Source organism: Pseudomonas sp. NPDC078700 (assembly GCF_044542375.1).
In the GTDB taxonomy this organism is placed as follows: Bacteria; Pseudomonadota; Gammaproteobacteria; order Pseudomonadales; family Pseudomonadaceae; genus Aquipseudomonas.
Genome location: NZ_JBITUI010000003.1, coordinates 485,411 through 501,918 on the forward strand (window position 1 = coordinate 485,411; position 16,508 = coordinate 501,918).

The window sequence follows — 16,508 nt, forward strand, 5'->3', positions numbered from 1 at the left end:
TTGTTGGAGTGCCACCACGCTAGCTGCGCGGTCATGCTCGAGGAAGTGAATGTTATTGCTGGCCCCTCATTCTGAAAATTAATAGTTAATAGAATCAGATAGTTGCAGAATCAAGCAGCAGTTGCCGCAGCCATAGTAGCGCCGGATCGCTATCCTGATAAGCGTGCCATTGCATGACTTGTAGTGTCGGCGGTATTGGCAAGGGTGGCTCCAACACAAGCAAGGAAAAGCGCTGAGCGTAGAGCAAGGCAAGTCGCTGGTGCAGCGTGGCAATACAGTCGCTGCCCAGCACAAACTCCGGAATCAAAGCGAACTGCTCCACCGTCACGGCGACACGTCTCTCCAGACCTTGACTGGCAAGAAACTCAGCTTCCATGCTGCCCGGCCCGCCAGCGCCCGGCGCGCGGACAACATGGCGTAACGCAAGATAACGCTCCAACGTAAGGCCATCGGTGATGTGAGGATTATCGCGACAAGCAATAGTCCTGAAACCATCCTCAAATAACGCAGAACTGGGGTGCCTGAGGGAGCGGTGAGCGTGGGGCAAAATCACCAAGTCACAATGTTGTTGCTCCACAGCTTCGTCCACCAAGCCGCCCTGCTCTACTGCGCGCTGCGGCACCAAAGTGACGAATTGCAGATCAATCCCGGGCGCAATTTTGGCAAGCTGGCGCTGTACATGCGGCATCAATACAGCGATCACATAATCCGACGCCAGAATCTTAAAGCGCCGTTGAGTATTGCCGGGGTCAAACCCAGTATTGGCTACGGCAATATCACGGGCTATTGCCAATACATCATGTATGCGTGGATACAGTTGTTGCATTAGCGAGGTCGGTAACATGCTACCGCCCACCAACACAAACAAAGGGTCATCAAAGTGTTCACGCAATCGGCCTAGAGCCGCACTCACCGCCGACTGAGTCAGGTGTAACCGTCCTGCGGCACGCGTGACATGCTGCTCAGTAAACAACGCATCAAGCACTGCCAACAGGTTTAGGTCGAGTCCGTGATAGCGCATGCTTATAGATCATCGTTGCTGGTTTACACGTTTTCAGCCTGTCTACGGCGGGTTCCCGCACGAATCTAGTAGTTTTGACTGCACGTACAAATTGTTATGAGTGGTAAAGGGCAGATCAAACCCTAAGGCTCATAACTCTGTCACGAACCCACTGACCTCAACCTATCGCGATTGGCAATGCTATGTATCGTACTTATAGATACCTCTGCCCCATCCATCTGTAGCAGTACTCAAAGTCTGCGAAGCGTCTGGGCTGGCTGGTTTTGGTAAATACTCTGGAGGCCAATAGCGGCCAACCCGCAAAAAGTCTGCGCCCATCAACAATTTGACTAATCGTTAGTTCGGATGCAGGGTATCGCCAAAATAAATACAACAATGAGAAGCCTGATATGCGTTTCAAACACTTGGACTTAAACCTCCTGGTGGCGCTCGATGTGCTGCTTGACGAGCAAAACATCACCCGTGCTGCTGGCCGTTTGCATATGACTCAGTCCGCAACCAGCGGTGTGCTCGGTCGACTGCGAACCTATTTTGAAGACGACCTGCTGGTTCAAGTGGGGCGTAAAATGATGCCGACCCCATTGGCCAAAGACCTGGAAATTCCAGTGCGTGAAGTGCTGTTAAAAATCCAGACATCAATAACTGCCAAACCCGTGCTCGATATTGCCAAGAGCAAACGCCACTTCCGCATCATGGCCTCGGATTACCTCATCAGCGTCCTGTTTGCTGAGGTGATCCAAGCCGTTAATTACGAAGCACCTCAAATCACCTTCGAGCTGATGAGCCCGGGGGAAACCTCGATGGAGATGCTGATGCGAGGAGAGGTTGATTTACTCATTGCCCCAGAAAACTACATGCCCCAAGAGCACCCCTCTCAGCTGCTTTTTGATGAGGAGCACGTCTGTGTTGTGTGGGAAGGCAATACCAGCGTTGGTGAAACGATGAGCCTCGAGCGTTACTTGGAGCTTGGCCACGTATCTGTCGCCTTTGGCCGCAGTCGCACCCCAGGGATCGAGGAATGGTTTATGAATCAATACGGCTGTAAACGCCGCTTAGAGGTCATTACGCACGACTTTAATACCTTGGCTCAACTGGTTATCGGCACAGAACGCGTTGCCACTATGCACAGTCGTTTAGCACGACTCTATGCTCGCAGCCTGCCATTAAGAATCCTGCCGCCGCCCGTGGAACTGCCCGTTATGAAGGAATTCATGAGTTGGCATCGCAGCCTTGATCGGGATCCGGTTTTGCGCTGGTTACGTGAGAAATTGATTGGCATGGCGCAAACCAATGATGCCGAAGCGGCGGCCTGACAACAGCTTATGGGCCAAGGATGGCGGCCAAATCCTGCATAACACCATGCGACAACTCGGTTGCCCCCCTCTCCCTCCTAAGCCGACTTTGCAACCTTCTCAGTCAACGCCCAGGTATCGCATTTGCCGATGGCTGGCATCCTAATTAGCAATTTGTCGAATCCTCAAACCCATGCGAGCTTGCTTCAGCAATCATTGCTTGGCTGGCCTTTGCCGACGCCAACACCACTTTTTAACCGCCGGAATAACCAGACACTTCACATCTATCGGTTTCAAATTGCGGTCTGTCTAGAGCCAGCAAAGCGCTAGTGATCATTAGAAACAGCTGAGGAAAACAACAATATGTTTCGCTACTTCCCTACCAATTACGTTTGGAATTTGTCTGTAAACCTCGCCATCGAGATGGGCGCTCGCATTGGCGAAATCGAGGAAATGTGTGCGCCTTTGCAAGAAGCTGCAAAACAACCTGATGCCGCTGGCACCAAAGCCTTCCGCGAAACCTGGGCAAAGATGGCCGATAAACTTTGCTCGCTTGCCAGCGAAGATGAAGAGAAAGGCCGACTGCTCTCTGCCGGTGAAAAGTACAATCGCGCCGCCACTTATTACCTGACTTGCGAACGTCTTCAGGCTCACGGTGCAGAAGGTCGAGCTGAGCTATATCAACGTTTCCTCGCAACCTTCGCCAAAGGCCTTAAGCTGTCGGGCGAAAACTGCGAACGCGTAGAAATCCCATACGAAGGCAAAGTGATTTCCGGTCTGTACGTGCGCGCCGAAGGTGTCGACGGCCCGGCCCCGCTTCTAGTCCAATTAAACGGTTTGGATTCAACCAAAGAAATGAAATACCGCGTAGGCCTGCCGGCTTGGTTAGCAAAACGCGGCGTCTCGTCACTACTGATCGATCAACCCGGCACCGGCGAAGCCTTGCGCCTGCACGACCTGAAGGCACGCTATGACGCCGAGCATTGGGGAAGCCGTGTATTTGATTGGTTGGAAGATCGCCAAGATGTCGATGCCAAGCGCATCGGCTGTGAAGGCGTGTCGCTCGGCGGTTATTACTGCCCGCGTGTTGTGGCCTTTGAACCACGCTTCGCCTGCGGCGTAGTCTGGGGCGCAAACCACGATTGGCGAGATGTGCAGAAGCGTCGCTTAGAACGTGAAGGTAGCTTCCCGGTCCCTCACTACTGGGAGCACGTTCGTTGGGTGTGGGGTGGCGAAACCATTGAGGAGTTTATGGCCATCGCCGAAAACGTACACCTCGATGGCGTGGTCGAGCGCATCAAGGTCCCCTTCCTCGTAACCCACGGAGAGAAGGACTCACAGATCCCACTGAAGTGGGCACACCGCACATACGAGCAATTGGTCAATAGCCCAAAGCGCGAGCTGAAAATTTTCACCGAACGTGAAGGTGGCGTGCAGCACTCAAGCTTCGACAACTCAATTAATGCCGGTCAATACATTGCTGATTGGGTTGCTGAAAACCTGGGTGGCCGAACGGCTTAGATCGTCGCCAATCTGCTGATGCGCAATTGAGCGCATAAAAGTCGTCACGCTCAGGCGTGACGACTAGTCCATTAGAGTCGCTCACATATCACTGTGAGCGGCCACAACGACAAGCTCACTGACCAATCAATTGCATTCGATTTGACCATGTTGACGACAGGGAGGAATCGGCCAAAAGCGGACAGTTTGAGGCCCGCTATTCGGTCGACATAGCTGCTTCTTCCTCAAGGAATGAGCTCATCAAACATGGGGCTATCAAAGACTTCACTGTCCTGGAGAGTCGGCATCTAAAACTGCGGAACAGCCGCGCCCTAGACTGCTGGTGAGCTGTTCGTAAAGCAGAATCATTATTCTCCAACGTCGAATTACGCCTGGTGCAGCTCCTGCATCATCAACGACATTTTCTCCGCATCTGCCAAGTAATCGTGACGGATCATTCGGTCGAGGATGCTGGTACGGTCGAAGACAAAGTCTCGCAGTTTCGCTAGTGGATAGGGCAACTGATGGAACGTATTACCAAGCTTCCTTGCGAATTCTACGTGGTTATTTACATAGTCCACCCGCTGTGACTCGAACTCATGGAAGCTGTTACTAACCTGCCTAGCATCATTCAAGTCGGAGCCTGCAAGTGCCTTGGCAAGAAAATAGCCATCCTCAATAGCCATACCCATGCCGTATGCGGCATAAGGTGACACCGGATGCACGGCGTCTCCCAGGCACACCACACGTCCATTACTCCACTGTTTTAACGAAGGGCGATTGTAGATGTCCCACTTGAAAATCTGGGTTTCCAGATTAGTCGACTGTAGAAAACGAGGGAGTGGATCGGGGAACTTGCTCAGAATTTTGCCGAGGTGGCTGGCAATGTCAGCAGGCGTGGGGGCATTTTCCTCGCAGGGCTCCACAACCCACCATTCATATCCCGGCTTTCCGTCGTGCAGCATCGGAAAGAAGCTGGCCTGGTACTTATGCGAGTGGATGATGCGTCCGGTTTGCGGCGGAATACCATCAATAGGATCGCACCAGGCGAGCCAAACGCGCAGCCCAACATGAAACAGCCCAGGGTCACCGAAGGCCTGGTGCGACACACCGGAACGAATACCGTCGGCACCGACAAGGATGTCAGCTTCAATGGTCTTGCCATCCTTCAAGTTAACGGTCACCCCATCCGCTGTCTGCGTGTAGTGGTCAAAGTCCGAATTAGGTACCAGCATGCCTTCTGGCATGAGCTCCATCATTTTCGCAAAGGCATTGGAACGAAGCATGCCGTAGTGCCAGCCGTTAATACCGAAGGACTTTTCTACCGACTTATTAAAGGGGAGGCGCGAACGTAGCTGATTTTTATTATTCCGAAACTCGGTGACAGTGAATGAGCCGAAGTTGTTCAAGTCGATACCGTAATGACGCAACACGGCAAGTACAGGAACGCTCAGCAGTACGGCCCCGCCCAAAGGCTTAGGCTCTGGCTGCTTCTCGAAGACGAGCACATCGAAACCTTGCTGCTTCAGAGCTAGCGCGGTAGAGACACCACCCGGCCCCGCACCGATCACCGCAACTCGTTTTCCAGGACGCCATTGGAGGCTAGGTTCGACACGCATTCGCAAATACCTCGGTTTGTTATTGTGCCGGCATTGTGGATGCTCTTTTCTGGACAATAAATACGTATCTATCTATATTTCCGGATAAATACTCTTAATTTTGAGCCGAAATGGATTTGCTGAGCCACTTTCTTTCAATGCTGAAAATTGAATCGACCAGCATCTCTAGTTGGCATCTGTCAGAGCCTTGGGGCGTGGAAGTTCGCGACTATCAGCCTGGTTTCTGCTTCATCGTCACCGAGGGACGTTTTGTAGTAGAAACCTCCGCAGGACAGACCCTTTACCTTGCGACTGGCGACACATTATTGGTTCCATGTGGCGGCAAATGCCGATTGCTGTCTCAATCAGGTGTTGCTGCCACTGACATTCATAAACTGAATTGGAGTGACTTGCGTTCGCCCAAGCTGGATCGCAGTGTGCAGCCCGGCTCGGCAATTTCCGTCGTTCATGGTGGGGGCGGTGAGCGCTGTCGCTTGATCGGCTTGGCATTCAGCATACACAGTGGACATGGATCCTTTGCACTGTCCGCGCTACCGGACTTCATTGTGATGCGCGAGGGAGAAGCCAGCATTCTCAACCATACTCGCCCGGCCATTGAGGCGTTGCTGGTAGACGAAAGACCTGGCTATTACGCAGTAGCCAAACATATGGCAGAGCTGATCATGGTCAGCCTGCTGCGCAATTACATCCTTACCAACAACGGCTTTTCTCCTGGCTGGATGAAGGGCCTACAAGACCCGTACATCAGCAAGGCGATGCTGGCCATTCATGAGGCGCCTCAGCGCAAATGGAGCGTGCCACTGCTGGCTGCGGCCGCCAATTTATCGAGATCTACTTTCGCCGCTCGCTTCTGCCGACTGATTGGTCAATCGCCCATCGACTACCTTAATGCATGGCGTATTAGCCTGGCAGCAGAACTATTGAGCGACAGTAACGACTCCGTGGCGCAGATCGCCTCAGCTGTGGGCTACCAGTCCGACCGGGTGTTTCGCAAGGCTTTCCACGAACGTATGTCCATGTCGCCCCGGCAGTACCGCAACCAGTACTGCTAACTGACGCAAATCAGCTTGCCTAGCTTACAGATGATGTATGACCGCTCATGGCCGAGGCTGTGTGAAAACGTTTTTCAGCGCGACAGGTACTCAAAACCGGAATGGAAATCGCGCTTCTACGCGAAATCCACATCTGTGAGGTGCCGATAAGTTTCAGATTTAACGTAGACGCGTGCACTAAAATTTTGGCGAAGCGTTTTTACACTCTCTGGGCCGTTCTCTGCCAATCATGGCCAGAAAGTTTACGGGGCAAATCCGCTGCAATCGGTGACCATAAACTGCACATGACAAGTCACGTCGAACGCAAGCTGCTGGTGAACTGGCATGCAGTTTCGCCGTTAGCCCGGTTAGTGCACAGACGCTGCGCCAGACAGGTAGAATCAGCCAGTTAATGCAATGTGCGGATGGGCTTAGTGGAATTTCAACACGGTTTTATTTTGTCGCGACATTGGCGTGATACGCCAGGCGGCAGCGTGGTGGAGTTCTGGCTGGCAACCGATCAGGGCCCGCGCCAGTTGCGCTTGCCGCTGCAAACCTCGGTTGCGTTTATTCCGGCCGAGCAGCGCCAGCACGTTGAAGCCTTGCTCGCCAATGAGGCGGGCTGCGATTTACGCACGCTGGGGCTGCGCGACTTTCAGCAACGCCCGGTGCTTGGCTTGTACTGCCAGCAATATCGTCAACTCATGCAGCTGGACAAACTGCTGCGTAAATCCGGCGTGGATGTTTACGAGGCCGACATTCGCCCGCCCGAACGTTACCTTATGGAGCGCTTCATCACCGCGGGGCTGAGTTTTGCAGGCACTGTCGATGCAGACGGTATCGTGACGAACGCGCAACTCAAGCCGGCTCCAGACTATCGCCCGACCTTGCGGCTGGTCTCGCTGGATATCGAAACCACAGAAGATGGCGAGCTGTATTCGATAGCACTTGAAGGATGCGGCCAGCGCGATGTGTACATGCTCGGCCCGGCGAATGGCGATGCGACCCCGCTCGACTTCAACCTGCAGTACTGCGCCTCAAGAGTCGAACTGCTGCGGCAGCTCAACCAGTGGTTTGCCACCCACGATCCCGACGCAATTATTGGCTGGAACGTGGTGCAGTTTGACCTGCGCATTCTCCACCAGCACGCACGCAGGCTGGCCGTACCCCTACTGCTTGGGCGTGGCAACAGCGAATTGCTCTGGCGCGAACATGGCAGCCGCAGCCACTACTTCGCAGAAGCGGCGGGCCGGCTGATTATCGACGGCATCGAAGGCTTGCGCTCAGCCACCTGGAGCTTTCCTTCATTCAGCCTGGAAAACGTCGCGCAGACCCTGCTTGGCGAGGGCAAGTCGATCAGCACGCCATACCAGCGCATGGATGAAATCAACCGGATGTTCGCCGAAGACAAGCCGGCGCTGGCGCACTACAACCTCAAGGACTGCGAACTGGTAACCCGCATCTTCGCCAAGACCGAACTCCTGCGCTTTCTGCTCGAGCGCGCCAGTGTCACCGGCCTGCCTGCGGATCGCAGCGGCGGCTCGGTGGCCGCCTTTACGCACCTGTACATGCCGCTGATGCACCGCAAGGGATATGTCGCGCCCAATCAGGGCGAGCGACCGCCCGAAGCCAGCCCTGGCGGTTTTGTGATGGACTCGCAGCCGGGCTTGTATGACTCAGTGCTGGTGCTCGATTTCAAGAGCCTGTACCCATCAATCATCCGCACCTTCCTGATCGACCCGGTCGGCTTGATCGAAGGCCTGCAGCAGCCGGATGATGCACATTCGGTCGCCGGTTTCAGAGGCGCACGCTTCTCGCGCGAAACCCATTGCCTGCCGTCGATAGTGGCGCGGGTTGCCGATGGCCGCGAGACAGCCAAACGTGAGCACAACGCGCCCCTGTCGCAAGCGCTGAAAATCATCATGAATGCGTTCTACGGAGTGCTGGGTTCCAGTGGCTGTCGCTTCTTCGATCCGCGCCTCGCCTCCTCCATTACCCTGCGCGGCCACGAGATCATGCGCCTGACCCGCGAGCTTATCGAGGCCCAGGGTTACGCGGTGATTTACGGCGACACCGACTCGACATTTGTGTGGCTCAAGCACCCGCACAGCGAGGCCGATGCTACCCGTATCGGCCGCGAGCTGGTAGCCACTGTCAATCAATGGTGGAAGACGCATTTGCAGCAGCACTACGGCCTTGAGAGTGCGCTGGAATTACAGTTTGAGAGCCACTATTGCCGCTTCCTGATGCCGACAATTCGCGGCGCGGAGGAAGGCAGCAAGAAGCGTTATGCCGGCAAGGTGCGGCGCAGCGACGGCACCTCGGAAATGGTCTACAAAGGCCTGGAGACCGTGCGCAGTGACTGGTCGCCACTGGCTCAACAGTTTCAACGCGGGCTGTATCAACTGATCTTCGACCAAAAACCGTATCAGGCCTATGTTCGCGACTACGTGCAACGCACGCTGGCGGGTGAACTGGATGAACTATTGGTCTACCGCAAGCGCCTGCGCCGACCGCTCAATGATTACCAACGTAATGTACCGCCACATGTACGCGCCGCCCGCACAGCGGACGAATACAACGCCGAGTTGGGCAGGCCGATGCAATACCAGAATGGCGGCTGGATCAGTTACGTCATCAGCAAGAGCGGCCCCGAGCCTCTGGAAATTCGCCGCGCATCAATCGACTACGACCACTACCTGACTCGCCAGCTGCAACCGGTTGCGGACGCCATTCTGCCGTTTGTTGATGACGACTTCAGCACCTTGATTGGCGGCCAGCTGGGCTTGTTTTAAGGACCACCCTCGCCTGCAGCCTTTATTCGGGTATTACAAGGAATTGACCAAGAGGCACCGTAGCCTTGGTAGGCAGGAATCGACCAATTGCGGCCAGATTTCAGCTGTTGCGGGCATTAAACGGGCGCTCATTCGCCAAATCAGCCATGGGCGTACCTGTTCGTGCATTCTTTTTATGCCACACGAAAATCAGGATACAGCGCGCAATGCAGCCTGTTGTCCCGGGCCCAGGCTGGTGACGCTTTTAACTGCCCAGTTCTTACAGGCATGAATTTAGCGTTCTCGGCCCGCAGGCGTCACTCAGCGCCATTGTGCTCGGGGAAATCCGGGTGAACTTTCCAAACTGCTCCGACCTCACATCTTCAATGCGACGGATAAATCATCACCCGCATGCTTCCTTTATTACCTAGACAAGAGGCCAAAGTGAACGCCATGAGTAATCGACTAGCAGGTAAAAAAGTATTGTTCATCACATCGAACACTGGGATCGAGCGGGATGAATTGATAAAACCGTTGGAAACACTCAAGGCACAGGGTGCTTTGCTCACTCATGCCTCATCTGACGGCGGCACTACCCAGACATTTGTTCATGACACTGAGAAAGATCGCACTGTCGAGTCTGAGGTTTCGCTGGCGGGGCTCAAAGCGTCGGATTTTGATGCGCTTGTGATTCCAGGCGGTACGGTCAACGCCGATACGCTGCGTCTGGATGAGAACGCCCAGCGCCTGGCGAAGGAGTTCGCCAGTGCGGGAAAAATAATCGCTGCGATTTGCCATGGGCCTTGGCTGTTAATCAACGCTGGAATAATCAATGGCAAGACGCTCACCTCCTACACTAGCGTCAAGCTCGACCTGGAAAATGCCGGTGCGGCCGGCTGGGTAGATGTTGAAGTCAAACAATGCCAAGCCAATGGATGGACTTTGATTACTTCGCGAACGCCCAAAGATATTCCGGCGTTCACAGAAACTATCGCTACGGCGCTTGAGGCCGACTAAGCCGCAGGTACGTCAAGGGTTCAACTGACTGGCAACTGGATCAGTGACTGGGGTCTGAAATCAGTCTGGGCGTTTGGCTTCTGGCCGATAGCGACGGTATTGACTCGACTGCCCTTGTGTAGGGCCAGATTTTAGTGTGCTCCGACATTTCCAAAGCATCATCGACCTCAACCCCGTGGAATCGCAAGGTGCTTTCAAGCTTCATGTGACCGACAAGCTTTCCCTTGTTCCGCGGTTGATGTTTGAAGTGAGTAATGGTGTTCATGGACCACTCATCAATAACAAACAGCTGCGCCGTGCAGCATGCGATTAACCATCAGGGGGCGTCATGCGATTAAGCAATAAAGTAGCGATCGTAACAGGGGCCAGCCGCGGCATCGGGTACGCTATTGCACAACGATTTATTAGTGAAGGTGCTCAGGTTGTACTGGCCGATATAGTGGATGCCAGCGAACAAGCCAAGACGTTGAGCACTGCGACCTGCCGAGCCATTTACGTTAAGACTGATGTCAGCAGCGACATTGACGTAAAAGCGCTTATTCAACAGACGACCAGTGAGTTCGGTTGCATTGATATATTGGTCAATAATGCCGGTGTCGAGTTTGCCAAGACAGTTGTGGATACGACCGAGTCTGAATGGGACTACCTGATGAGCGTCAATCTCAAAGGGGTTTTTCTCTGCGCACGGGCAGTAATCCCGCTCATGCAGCAGCAAAAAAAAGGCGTAATTATAAATATAGCTTCTGAGCTTGGCTTAGTCGGCGAGGCCGGTGTGGCGGCGTATTGTGCATCAAAGGGTGGCGTGGTGATGTTGAGCAAGGCACTGGCAATAGACCATGGCCCCCAAGGGATTCGGGTGAATTGCTTATGCCCCGGGCCAGTTGCCACACAATTACTAGAAGATGTTTTTGCCAGCAGCAGCAACCCAGAAGAAATGCGTAAATCGTTTGAAAGCAAAACAGTGCTCAAGCGACTTGGACGCCCGGAAGATATCGCGGCCGCGGCTACATTTCTTGCCTCAGATGACTCAGCTTTTATGGCCGGAGCAGACCTCGTTATTGACGGCGGCTGGACTGCAAGCTAACTGGATCTGCTCTCTCTGCGAAGAAACAAAGGAGGCAAATCACAATTTTGATAATGCTGGCTGGCAGCTTTCTGCCAAAAGCAGACCTTCACTACAGGCTGAAATTGACCAAAAACAGTCCTTCAATGTCCATGGAGTTGAACCAATTACACCAGGATCTTGAGATCCGTCACGGTATAGGACATAGAGGCCCGGAAGCCAGCGCCAACCCGTACCGGAGCCAAGTCTGAAACCTCTTCGCGATCTACGATGGGCAGGGTGAGCTGCCCTTCGCCGGTCCACACTTCAACCAGCTGCGTGTTGTCCGTTATAGCCATCACGAGTTCATGCACGGCAGGATTGTCATGTTGCCCGGCTGCGAGGCGGGGAAAGTGACGCATGTTGACGATGGGTCGAGCGCTCAAGCCAAGTTTGGACAGATCCTCAAGTTTCTCGGTCAGTTTGACTTCGGCGTGTGCCAAGCGTTGTCCGGCTGACGATGCCGTAGCTGCGAACCTAGCCCCAACAGCGACCTGAGACGCCGCGGGGCCTGGAGCAGTAAATGCACGAGAAAGATGAACCTCGCCCATTCGCTTGGGAAACCCCTGAATCAACCCGCGCATCATTGCCGAATCATTATCGACAAAAATGTAGGGGCAATAGGAAACTGGTTTTCCCTGGTGCAGTGCGTCCACTAGGATAAAAAACTCGCGATATTGATATCGTGCAGGGTCAAGAAATTCATCGTTCTGACCGGTAAACTGCCAATCAAAGAATAGCGCAGCGGCATGTCCCTTTGAGTCCGGGTCGAGAGTAAGGCTCTCTGGCAAAGTCGCCGCCAAAGCTGCCGGGTTGGCTCAAAACTCCACCATCAAGAAGTCGCCAGAGTAGTGCCAGGGAGGTGCGGGCGTGATGCTCGATAGGCCGCGTGGTGACAGAGGCGTTGCGTACTGCTTCGACATGACTTTCTCCAGCGTTGAGCGAATCAATGTAATTGACCCGCTATCAGTGCACTCAGGCCTTACGTGCAATCTCGTAGACGAAGGCCGGTTTCATGGTGTCGATCTCTGCCGCATCTTGCGGTGGGCGGTACATGTACATGGTGAAGGTCATCTTGTCTGGTGTGATGTCGATAATGCTGAAGCCATTCTTTTCGGTAATTTTCAGGGCCTCCTCCATGCCGATTAACTGCGAAGGTTTAGATTCCACAGCGCGAAAAGAGGATGGGAATACCAGGTCACCTGTACCTAATGTGCCGGTGAGCACTACATCGACTGACCGTGGCAAATGCAACTCGCCGCTACGGTGGATTCTGCCAGCAGACGATGCGTGGAAATCACCTTGAATAATCGCCGGTGCCCGCTTCTCTTGAGACGCGATGGCACTTATCAAGCGCTGGTGCTGGCCGAACCAACCGCGCTGCCACCCAGGCTTTTCTTCATACAGAACCATCTTCCCGGATTTGGCATCGAGCAGATCGGGATACCAGTCGCCCAGCTTGCCCGAGGAGTAGGCGAACGGCAGTGACGGTACATGTAAAAAGTGGCTGGTGTCTTCGGTCACCGTGCGCTTTATCAGCCAGTCCTCCACCCACTGGGGAATAACTTGAGCGTGGTCGCCCTTGTAGTTCACATAGCGGCGGCAGTCGTACATGACAGCCTCTAGCAATGAGCCGTAGCGCAACGTACCGAAGGTCATATTGGTATCGGGCGCCATACCGGCTCTGTCACCACCGGGCAACCAGACCGGCCGATTGGCGTCAGGTAGGTACTCTGGGTAATACAACTGCTGGGTCTGTTCCGCTCCGAGCAAGCCATAGGTATCGGTCGGTAGCGTGACGTTGATGGCGTCGTACTCATCGTTCTCAAACAGGTCGTGGTCGTCTGTAGGGAAGTAGGCGGGAGTGGAGCGCAGTGTCGTGCCGTAAAGCCCCGCAATTTGGTAGTCGCAGACTTTCATAAAGGTTTCAGCATTCTTCGGATGCATCATCGGCACACTGATATCCAGCTCGCCGAATTTGCCCCACATTTCCTTCTTCATGTAGTCCGGGGCGACCTTGGCAAAGGTTGTCGTCAAGTCCCAGTAAATATGGTCGCCATTGGCGATGACGATATCCGGTGCATGAGACATACCGCGTGCCAACAAACGCTTGCGCACCGCCATGTCGAGAAACGTGGTTTTACCGTGCAGTGGCGCGCTGTCATAACCGCCGCCGCAGGTGTAGGAAAGAATGCGTAGGTGCTCCGGGCGGGCGTCTGGGGCTGGGAAGGTTTTCAGCGGCCAAGTGCCGCATAGGGCTTTACCTGCTGGGTCCGTAATCTGCAACTCATAGCGCGTGTCGGGTTTAAGCGTTGATGCGTCGAACCGCCAAAAACGTCCCGCAATATCAGTTTTGATGCCACTTACCGGTTTGCCATCCACCATCAAGCGTGGCGTGAACCCAAGCGCTTGTTTGAATGAAGTCTTGATTAGAAACCGCTCATGGTTGGCGGCGGGAATGATGTGCTTGAGCTGACCTTCGTCCCAGCTATCAGCAGCCGCCCCCCAACTAAGTGGATGAAAGCCAAGAGAGCCTAAAGCACTTGCTGCCGCAAACGTTTGGATAAACTGCCGTCGGGTGAAGTTTGCGCGCTGCTTAGGGTCCATAGTGTCTCCGTTAAGTTCCTGCGTCCAATGCGCTAAGAGTAAAGTAGACAACGCGATCCGGCGCAAACTTCGATCTAAACGTCCGCTTTTGGCCCAGACCGTGTAAAAACGTTTTCGAGAATGAACGCTGCTCAGAAAACGAGCAAATTCCGCGCTCCCTCGCGAATTCCAGCCGGGCCAGCGAGGAAAATTTCCGAAGATTTCACGTAGCAACGTGAACCTCGAAATTGAGCGAGCGTTTTTACACAGCCTCGGCCGATAACTGCCGATTACAACAAACAGGAGTCGGCCAGAAGCGGACGGTTAGCAACATCAATATCGTGGTCTGCCCCCGATTATTCTCAGGCCGCCCGCGGTTGATCACAAAAAGGTAATCCCTGCGAGCAAAGCCCGAACTGGAGAACCTCAATCGGCTAGTGTGGCGTTGTCGATCACGAAACGGTATTTGACGTCGCCCTTGAGCATGCGTTCGTAGGCGTCATTGATTTGATTAGCACTAATCAGCTCAATGTCCGAAACGATGCCGTGTTCGGCACAAAAATCGAGCATTTCCTGAGTCTCGGGAATACCGCCAATCATCGAACCGGCGAGCGTGCGGCGCTTCATGATCAGGTTGAACACGTTAGGCGATGGATGCGGCGACGCGGGTGCGCCTACCAAGGTCATCGCGCCGTCACGCTTAATCAGTACCAGCAACGCGTCCAGGTCGTGAGGCGCGGCGACAGTATTGATAATCAAATCGAAGCTCTTCAGGTGAGCGGCCATCTGTTTTGCATCGGTCGAGACTACAACTTCGTCTGCCCCCAGTGCTTTAGCTGCATCGCGCTTGGACTCGGAGGTGGTAAACGCCACAACGTGGGCACCCAGTGCATGAGCCAATTTGATACCCATGTGGCCTAAACCACCGATCCCGACCACGCCTACTTTTTTACCGGGGCCAGCCTTCCAGTGCCTAAGAGGTGACCAAGTTGTGATGCCCGCGCATAACAATGGTGCAACGGCCGCCAACTGTGCCTCGGGATGACGAATGCGCAGCGCGTAGCGCTGATCAACCACAATTGCCTGGGAGTATCCCCCGAGCGTCCAACCCGGAGCATCTGGCGTGGGGAAGTTGTAGGTACCGACCATGTCATCGCAGTAGTTCTCCAGACCTGCATCGCACTCCTCACAATGCTTGCAACTGTCGACGATGCAGCCGACGCCGACTAGATCACCCGGTGCGAAGTTGGTGACATTCGGCCCAACTGCCGCAACGCGCCCCACAATCTCGTGACCCGGCACGCAGGGAAACTGTGTACCTTCCCATTCGGCTCGAACTTGGTGGAGATCAGAGTGACAGACGCCACAATATGCGATGTCGATCCGAATATCCTCGGCGCTTAGTTCGCGGCGAGTGATGCGCAGTGATTCGAGAGGCTTATCACCCGCATGGGCACCATAGGCAGCTACTTGCATTTGATATCTCCTGTTACATTTCGAGCCATTGTCAGGGTACGAGGTGCCCCTTCCCTAGCGCATTCCTATTGAATACTTGCCCAATCCGCTGAGGATGCAGTCGAGTGTTAGTAAACGCTTTCAGCGCGGGCTAGAGTTCGGTTATCAGGAGTACGTCACCATGACTCACAACCGTGATAGCCAGACAACGATGCTGGCATCGAATATTGCCCGTCGAATACATCAGCCCGGAGACATCGAGACGCCGATATCGGGCGTTACGCTATTTCGCCGTGAACAAGCAGCACCGCCAGTTATTTGCATGATTGAGCCGAGCCTAATTTTGGTGGCCCGAGGCGAGAAAAGGCTATGGATCGGCGGCGAAGGTTACAGCTATGACCCATCGAATTTCGTCATTACATCACTGGATCTGCCCGCCAACTCAGAAGTGGTGACCGCAAGTAACGAGCACCCATGCGTTGGATTGGTGATGAAACTGGACATCTCAATACTGGCAGAGGTGATCGCCGAAATCGGTCTTCCAGCCACACGCGAGCGAGCCGTGGGTAAAGGGGTCGGGATCGCAAACATGAGCGCGGCGCTGGAAGGGGCAGTCGATCGGCTGGTAAGTTTGCTCGATGAGCCTGATGCCATTCAGGTACTTGCGCCGCTGATCCTGCGCGAAATTCACTACCGCCTGCTGAGCAGTGATCAAGGGCCGCGGCTGCGACAGATTGCGGCCGTTGATGGGCAAGGCTATCGCATCGCCAAAGCAATTGACTGGCTCAAGGCCAATTTTACCCAGCCGCTGCGTATCGATGAACTGGCCGCCAAAGTACAAATGAGCGCGCCGACATTTCATCACCATTTTCGTCAGCTCACCGCCATGAGCCCGCTGCAATACCAGAAGTGGATGCGCCTCAATGAAGCGCGCCGCCTGATGCTCAACGAGCATCTGGATGTTTCACGAGCCGCCTTTGCAGTCGGCTACGAAAGCCCTTCGCAATTCAGTCGTGAATACGGGCGAATGTTTGGGGTCACCCCCAGCCGTGACATCGCCAGCGTGCGAAGCAAACCCTATGAAAGTATCCGCGCACAAATGTAATAGCCG

The 16,508-nt window shown here is 54.3% G+C and carries 12 protein-coding genes and 1 pseudogene; 7 read left to right on the forward strand and 6 right to left on the reverse strand.

The features are described from left to right. Positions 1-94: 94 nt before the first annotated feature. Positions 95-1,021, reverse strand: a complete 927-nt coding sequence (locus tag ACIGCM_RS12610) for a LysR family transcriptional regulator (RefSeq protein WP_397502394.1) — start codon at positions 1,019-1,021, stop codon at positions 95-97. A gap of 389 nt (positions 1,022-1,410) precedes the next feature. On the opposite strand from ACIGCM_RS12610, the gene ACIGCM_RS12615 reads away from it, so the two are divergent. Together ACIGCM_RS12615 and ACIGCM_RS12620 are read left to right on the forward strand one after the other, a co-directional pair. Next, positions 1,411-2,334: a LysR family transcriptional regulator gene (locus tag ACIGCM_RS12615; RefSeq protein ID WP_397502395.1), complete on the forward strand. Its 924-nt coding sequence runs from the start codon at positions 1,411-1,413 to the stop codon at positions 2,332-2,334. Between the two features lie 342 nt (positions 2,335-2,676). After that, positions 2,677-3,834, forward strand: coding sequence for an alpha/beta hydrolase family protein (locus ACIGCM_RS12620; RefSeq protein WP_397502396.1), 1,158 nt, complete (start codon positions 2,677-2,679; stop codon positions 3,832-3,834). Between the two features lie 365 nt (positions 3,835-4,199). On the opposite strand, the gene ACIGCM_RS12625 is transcribed toward ACIGCM_RS12620, so the two are convergent. Then, complete coding sequence (locus tag ACIGCM_RS12625; protein WP_397502397.1) at positions 4,200-5,432, reverse strand: FAD-dependent oxidoreductase; 1,233 nt, start codon at positions 5,430-5,432, stop codon at positions 4,200-4,202. Positions 5,433-5,542: 110 nt separating this feature from the next. On the opposite strand from ACIGCM_RS12625, the gene ACIGCM_RS12630 reads away from it, so the two are divergent. The 3 genes from ACIGCM_RS12630 (at position 5,543) to ACIGCM_RS12640 (ending at position 10,254) form a co-directional block, all read left to right on the forward strand. Then, positions 5,543-6,484: a cupin domain-containing protein gene (locus tag ACIGCM_RS12630; protein WP_397502398.1), complete on the forward strand. Its 942-nt coding sequence runs from the start codon at positions 5,543-5,545 to the stop codon at positions 6,482-6,484. A 413-nt stretch (positions 6,485-6,897) separates the two neighbouring features. Beyond that, on the forward strand, positions 6,898-9,258 hold the full coding sequence (locus ACIGCM_RS12635) for a DNA polymerase II (RefSeq protein WP_397502399.1): 2,361 nt from the start codon (positions 6,898-6,900) through the stop codon (positions 9,256-9,258). 432 nt (positions 9,259-9,690) lie between these two features. After that, positions 9,691-10,254 carry a type 1 glutamine amidotransferase domain-containing protein gene (locus ACIGCM_RS12640; RefSeq protein WP_397502400.1) on the forward strand — a complete coding sequence of 188 codons (564 nt, stop codon included), beginning with the start codon at positions 9,691-9,693 and terminating at the stop codon, positions 10,252-10,254. Between the two features lie 127 nt (positions 10,255-10,381). Here the strand turns inward: ACIGCM_RS12640 and ACIGCM_RS12645 are convergent. Next, positions 10,382-10,471 (reverse strand): annotated as a pseudogene (locus ACIGCM_RS12645) (integrase); the annotation flags it as partial. Positions 10,472-10,582: 111 nt separating this feature from the next. Here ACIGCM_RS12645 and ACIGCM_RS12650 point away from each other — a divergent pair. Beyond that, entirely contained in the window at positions 10,583-11,338 is a 756-nt protein-coding gene (locus tag ACIGCM_RS12650; RefSeq protein ID WP_397502401.1) for an SDR family NAD(P)-dependent oxidoreductase, read from the forward strand. A gap of 146 nt (positions 11,339-11,484) precedes the next feature. Here ACIGCM_RS12650 and ACIGCM_RS12655 read toward each other — a convergent pair whose 3' ends face one another. The 3 genes from ACIGCM_RS12655 to ACIGCM_RS12665 form a co-directional block, all read right to left on the reverse strand. Further along, a complete protein-coding gene (locus ACIGCM_RS12655) occupies positions 11,485-12,159 on the reverse strand; it encodes an acetoacetate decarboxylase family protein (protein ID WP_397502402.1) in 675 nt (224 codons plus the stop codon). A gap of 172 nt (positions 12,160-12,331) precedes the next feature. Beyond that, entirely contained in the window at positions 12,332-13,963 is a 1,632-nt protein-coding gene (locus ACIGCM_RS12660) for a hypothetical protein (protein ID WP_397502403.1), read from the reverse strand. A gap of 405 nt (positions 13,964-14,368) precedes the next feature. Beyond that, positions 14,369-15,418, reverse strand: coding sequence for an NAD(P)-dependent alcohol dehydrogenase (locus tag ACIGCM_RS12665; RefSeq protein WP_397502404.1), 1,050 nt, complete (start codon positions 15,416-15,418; stop codon positions 14,369-14,371). A gap of 160 nt (positions 15,419-15,578) precedes the next feature. On the opposite strand from ACIGCM_RS12665, the gene ACIGCM_RS12670 reads away from it, so the two are divergent. After that, complete coding sequence (locus tag ACIGCM_RS12670) at positions 15,579-16,502, forward strand: AraC family transcriptional regulator N-terminal domain-containing protein (protein WP_397502405.1); 924 nt, start codon at positions 15,579-15,581, stop codon at positions 16,500-16,502. Positions 16,503-16,508 lie beyond the last annotated feature (6 nt).

Excerpts from the sequence above, each read along its gene's own strand:
- ACIGCM_RS12630 (WP_397502398.1), top strand. The coding sequence starts at position 5,543 with ATGGATTTGCTGAGCCACTTTCTTTCAATGCTGAAAATTGAATCGACC.
- ACIGCM_RS12625 (WP_397502397.1), bottom strand. The coding sequence starts at position 5,432 with ATGCGTGTCGAACCTAGCCTCCAATGGCGTCCTGGAAAACGAGTTGCG.
- ACIGCM_RS12640 (WP_397502400.1), top strand. The coding sequence starts at position 9,691 with ATGAGTAATCGACTAGCAGGTAAAAAAGTATTGTTCATCACATCGAAC.
- ACIGCM_RS12665 (WP_397502404.1), bottom strand. The coding sequence starts at position 15,418 with ATGCAAGTAGCTGCCTATGGTGCCCATGCGGGTGATAAGCCTCTCGAA.
- ACIGCM_RS12650 (WP_397502401.1), top strand. The coding sequence starts at position 10,583 with ATGCGATTAAGCAATAAAGTAGCGATCGTAACAGGGGCCAGCCGCGGC.
- ACIGCM_RS12610 (WP_397502394.1), bottom strand. The coding sequence starts at position 1,021 with ATGCGCTATCACGGACTCGACCTAAACCTGTTGGCAGTGCTTGATGCG.
- ACIGCM_RS12620 (WP_397502396.1), top strand. The coding sequence starts at position 2,677 with ATGTTTCGCTACTTCCCTACCAATTACGTTTGGAATTTGTCTGTAAAC.
- ACIGCM_RS12660 (WP_397502403.1), bottom strand. The coding sequence starts at position 13,963 with ATGGACCCTAAGCAGCGCGCAAACTTCACCCGACGGCAGTTTATCCAA.
- ACIGCM_RS12670 (WP_397502405.1), top strand. The coding sequence starts at position 15,579 with ATGACTCACAACCGTGATAGCCAGACAACGATGCTGGCATCGAATATT.
- ACIGCM_RS12615 (WP_397502395.1), top strand. The coding sequence starts at position 1,411 with ATGCGTTTCAAACACTTGGACTTAAACCTCCTGGTGGCGCTCGATGTG.